Genomic DNA, 4,910 nt, shown 5'->3' on the forward strand with positions numbered 1-4,910 from the left:
TCCGTGCGCGGGCCGAAGCGGGCGGCGACCTTGCCGTCCGACGCGACCACGAACTTCTCGAAGTTCCAGGTGATGTCGCCGCTCCGGCCCTCCGCGTCGGCGGCCTGGGTCAGCTCGGCGTACACCGGGTCACGGCCTTCACCGTTGACCTCGATCTTCGCGCTCAGCGGGAACGTCACCCCGTAGGTCGTCGAGCAGAAGGCCGCGATCTCCTCCGCGGTCCCCGGCTCCTGCCTGCCGAACTGGTTGCTCGGAAAACCGATCACGGTGAATCCGCGGCCGGCGAGCTCCTCGTGCAGTTTCTCCAGGCCGGCGTACTGCGGGGTGAGGCCGCAGCGGCTTGCCACGTTGACGACGAGCGCGGCACGTCCGTCCGTCAACGCGCCAAAGGTCGTCTTCTCGCCAGCGAGGGTCGTTACCGGTAGGTCACGCAGATCTGTCACGGTCCTGCCTTTCCTCGGATGCTGAAGGTTTCGCTGGTTCCTGTGATCCCGGTCACCCGACGGCGGATTACCGGTGCACGCCATTTTCGGACGACATGACGCGCCTCTGCGTGCAAGCCGGCCGCCGCCGGTTCTGTTCCGTACCCGCATGAAACGGCCACCTGGCCGGTTGCTGCCATCCCCCGTCCGACGGGCAGGTGGCAGAAGATCCCATCACAGGATGTACGTTGTTCAGCATCCGTTATGAATTCCGATCTACTGTTGGCGCCATGACGCCCAGCCGGGCAGCTACCGCGACGGCAGCCCCCGCAAGGGCGACAGTCGACGGCAGCGCCGTCGTTACCGCACAGCCGGTCGCCATTACGCTACGGCAGGTTACACCTTCACCGCTGTCAGGCCTGTCCGGCGAGCAGGCGGTGAGTTCGCTCACACTGCCCGGAGCGCTGCGCCCTCGCCTGCGGATGGGCTGGCTGCGTCATCCCTGGACGCTGGTCGCGTTCGCCGTCGCCGTCGCGATGATCGTCATGCTGGCCATGAGGTTCCGGACGGAGGTCGGGGCGAGGCTGTCCAGCGTCCCCGTGCCGACCTGGCCGTGGCTGGTGGCGTGCGGGCTCGCCTCGTCCTGCTTCTTCCTGGCCAACGGCCTGGCCCTGCGGGCGGCCAGCGGGCTGCCGCTGCGGCTGCGCACGGCGGTGGCGGTGCAGCTGGCCGCGGCGGCGGCCAACCGGGTGCTGCCGGCGGGCCTGGGCGCGATCGCCGTGAACGCCCGCTACCTGGAACGCCAGAAGCTGGCCTGCTCGGCCTGCCTGAGCGCAGTGGCCGCCATCAAGATCGCGTTTGCCCTGGCCCATGTGGGCGGGATCGCGCTCACCGCCGCGCTGGTCGGCGGTTCGGGCACGCAGGACACGCTGAGCGCGCCCATCAGGTCGGTCACGGCGAACGTCGGCTCCGGGCCCGCCCTCGGCGGTGTCGCGCTGTGCCTGGTCGGGTGCGTCGCGGCCGGCACCCGCCCGCGCGTCCGCGGCCGGCTCGGGCCGGCCCTGCGCGGCGCGGGCCGGCATCTGACGCTGCTCGCGCGCTCCCCACGGCGCACCGCCGTGCTGCTGCTGTCGGCCGCGGCCACCAAGGTGACCCAGATCGTGGCGCTGGCCACCTGCGTCTGGGCGTTCGGCGGCTCCATATCACTACTATCGGTAGCGACCATCTACCTGGTAGGCGCGGTGGTGGCCGGGGCGGTACCCACCGCGGGCAACATCGGCGCGCTCGAGCCCGCCCTCGCCATCGGCCTCACCGCCGCCGGCGGCGACGCCGTGTCCATGTTCGCGGCCGTCCTGGTGTACCGGCTGATCAGCTACTGGCTCCCCGTCCTCCCCGGCATCGCCGCCCTGACCGTCCTGCGCCGCCGCGGCATCCTGTAGGCCTCCGGCCGCGGCAGGTGGGCGCTCGCCGACGGTGGCCCTGGCCTGGCAGTCGGCGCAGATCCCCCAGAAGGTCACCTCGGCCTCGTCGATGACGAAACCGTGGTCGTCCGACGGCGACAGGCACGGCCGGGCGCCGATCACGCAGTCGACGTCGTAGACGGCCGTGCACTCCCGGCAGACGAGGTGGTGGTGGTTGTCACCGACCCGCAGCTCGAACCGGGCCGGGTGGCCCGCCGGTTCGAACCGGCGCACCAGCCCGGCGGCGGCGAGCACGTCCAGGTTGTCGTACACGGCCTGTAGCGACAGCGAGCCGAGCCGGGCACGCGCATCCTGAGCGATCGTCTCCACACTCAGGTGTGCTCCCTCGGCCAGGGACGCGAGCACCGCCAGCCGGGGCGCGGTCACCCGTAACCCGGCCGACCGCAACTGCCCGGCGGCGTCCTCACTGTTCACACCGGCCAGCTTTCGCCGCCGTCTGGAACAAGTCAAGTCTACGAATGAGTCAAAGCCAGGTCCGCGAGCTGGACGGGCATTCCGCCGCGCACCGGCCACCGGCTGGCCACGAGCGGCGGAAATCCCGGGCGACGTGGACGGCACGCCATCCTTATATGGGCCACGCGAACATGGACGTTACACCGTGAACAAAGCGGCGGACGGCGGCTCACCGAAAGCGCGGACGGCTGGGAACCCCCGGCCGGCAGGCATCACGGCAACGACGGGAACCATGGGAAATCAGGCGGGCCGGCAACCCGTACAGCGCGGAATAACACGCTCGGCACGGGCGGGCCCGAAACACGGGAGCTCGTACGGGATGATCAGCACGGAGAACCGGCCTGAAACCGCCGGCACGAAACCGCCGGCACGGCACCGCTTCAGACCCGCGCCGGTCCGTCGCCCGAGCCGCGCGCCTGCTGTCGGCGAAATCTCGCCGGCAGCAGGCATAAGCTTTTCCGGCATTATTCCAGAACTATCCAGTATTGTCTGGGACTACGCCGTACGCCATGCCGTGTACGGCGTGGGCGAGACAGTGCCCGCTCCCGCGGGACACCGCGGAACATCACAGAGCGTATGCGCGGCGGCGGCGCCTGCGGCGGCGAACGCCGACGAGCAGCACCAGCACACCCCCGGCGGCAGCCACCCTGTTCCATCGGATGACGCGCTGCACAACCGGGCCTGCGTCAAGGCCGGCGGACAGCTCCCGCCTGTCGGCCGGGGTGCCGTAGCCGTTGCCGGTGGCGGTGGAGTCCGTGGTGATGGCGGGCGGGCCACCGAAGCCGTTCGCGATCACCTTCTGGCGCAGCTCGGCGACCCTGCCCCTGATCTGCTCGCCTGTCCGCTCAGCCACCCGCCTGGGGCTCACGAGATCGGCGATGGCGTCCAGGGTGACCGCGAGCTCGGCGCGGGTATTCTCGATCTGCTGCTGAATCGCAGCCGGGTCCTGCGGCACCGATGTCGCCCTTTCCTCCACGCGCGATGACTGCCTGGGCATATCTGTCTGGATCTTCACCGGCGCTTCCTGAATGTACCACGTCGGCTTCGCCGGACCGACAACGCCGTCGTCAGCGGCACGGCGTCGCGGTCAATGGACGGTCAATGGAGTTGTCGTCGACCCGGACAGAACACCACCGTCGAGCCCTCTCCCACATCCCACCGGATAGCCGTCCAGGCGTACCAGGATATTCGCCGGAACATGCCGGATATAACATTAATCACACCATATGATGACCATGAGCGACGGCATCGACGCCAGGACGACGTCAGGATCTGACGACGATCGTGCCAGAAGGGCCGCCCGGATGCGCGGCAAAACAGCGGCCGAGCGGCCGAGCTCACCCGTGCCGGATCACCGTCCCCGCGTCATCGGAGATCGTTGCCGGAGAAGCCGGTCGCGTACCGTCACCAGACCGCCGTCCCACGTCGCCGAAGATCCCGACGAGGGCCGGCCGGGGCAGCGCCCGCACCGGCCGGCACAGGCGGATACCAGCGGGCGCCGGCGGATACCGGTGGCTTACGGTCGGAAGCGCCCGTCCCACGGCGGCACACCGGCGCGTGCGATCGTTCTACCCGCGGCCCGCGGCCCGGGCGTCCGGCCTCGGGCGTCCGGGCCCGGGCGGTCCGGCTCCGGGCGTCCGACATGGCCGGAGGTGGAACCGAGCGGCGGGGCTTATCCGTCAGTCCACGTAAGGAGCCGTCCGGCCGTAAGGGTATGGATCGAGGAGCATCGAGGAGCGAGGCCCGGGTGCGTGCATCGCAAGATGGAGGAGAAGTCGTCAGCGGAGCTGCCGGCGACGGCGACGGCGCCGGCAGCGCGGCGGGGGTCCGCCCTGGCACCGATCCGCCTGGTGGAGGATCCGGCGGGAGCCGTCCGCGTCCTCCCGCCCGCTGGGGCCCGGCCCGCTGTCGCCGCCTGTTCGCGGTGCCGCTGGTGGTGGCGTTCGCGCTCGTCCTGGCCGGCTGTTCGTCCGGGACCGGGTCCGCGGTCACGATCGTGGACGACTCGGGGCCGGTCAACGAGCTGCGCGGCACAGCGCTCGCACAACCGGTCGACAAGCCCGCGCTGAACCTGACCGACACCGCCGGCGCCCCGTTCGACCTGCGCTCCCGGACGGCCGGGAAGGTCACCCTGCTGTTCTTCGGCTACACCCGCTGCCCGGACGTCTGCCCGACAACGATGGCCGACATCGCCGCGGCCCTCGACACGGTGCCGGCATCTGTCCGGTCACGGATCGCCACGGTGTTCGTCACCACCGATCCCGAACGGGACACCGGCGAGGTGCTCGACCGCTGGCTGAGCCAGTTCGACCCGTCCTTCATCGGCGTACGGGGCACCCTGGCGCAGATACGCGCGCAGGCGGACGCGCTCGGCATCCCGCTGGCGGATCCGGTACGCCAGCCCAGCGGGATCTTCACCGTCACGCACGGCACACAGGTCATGGCCTTCACCGCGGACGACCGGGCCAGGGCCGTCTACCTTGCGGGCACCCAGGTCGCCGACTACGCGCACGATCTTCCGATTCTGGCCAATACGGGGAAGACAACATGAAAC

General features: G+C 70.3%; 4 protein-coding genes and 1 pseudogene. 2 read left to right on the forward strand and 3 right to left on the reverse strand.

Translation table 11 applies throughout. The features are described 5' to 3' along the window. On the reverse strand, positions 1-443 hold a 443-nt coding region (locus AC5LUJ_RS19790; protein WP_493465485.1), incomplete at its 3' end, for a glutathione peroxidase. A 416-nt stretch (positions 444-859) separates the two neighbouring features. On the opposite strand from AC5LUJ_RS19790, the gene AC5LUJ_RS19795 reads away from it, so the two are divergent. Further along, on the forward strand, positions 860-1,861 hold the full coding sequence (locus AC5LUJ_RS19795) for a lysylphosphatidylglycerol synthase transmembrane domain-containing protein (RefSeq protein WP_250290371.1): 1,002 nt from the start codon (positions 860-862) through the stop codon (positions 1,859-1,861). A 207-nt stretch (positions 1,862-2,068) separates the two neighbouring features. Here AC5LUJ_RS19795 and AC5LUJ_RS19800 read toward each other — a convergent pair. Together AC5LUJ_RS19800 and AC5LUJ_RS19805 are read right to left on the reverse strand one after the other, a co-directional pair. Further along, a pseudogene (locus AC5LUJ_RS19800) lies at positions 2,069-2,461 on the reverse strand (Fur family transcriptional regulator); the annotation flags it as partial. A 460-nt stretch (positions 2,462-2,921) separates the two neighbouring features. Further along, positions 2,922-3,311, reverse strand: a complete 390-nt coding sequence (locus tag AC5LUJ_RS19805) for a DUF3618 domain-containing protein (RefSeq protein ID WP_250287192.1) — start codon at positions 3,309-3,311, stop codon at positions 2,922-2,924. Positions 3,312-4,289: 978 nt separating this feature from the next. Between AC5LUJ_RS19805 and AC5LUJ_RS19810 the strand changes: the two genes are divergently transcribed. Continuing rightward, a complete protein-coding gene (locus AC5LUJ_RS19810; RefSeq protein WP_493465486.1) occupies positions 4,290-4,907 on the forward strand; it encodes an SCO family protein in 618 nt (205 codons plus the stop codon). The last annotated feature ends 3 nt before the right edge of the window (positions 4,908-4,910 follow it).

Source organism: Protofrankia sp. CiP1_Cm_nod3, assembly GCF_982290655.1.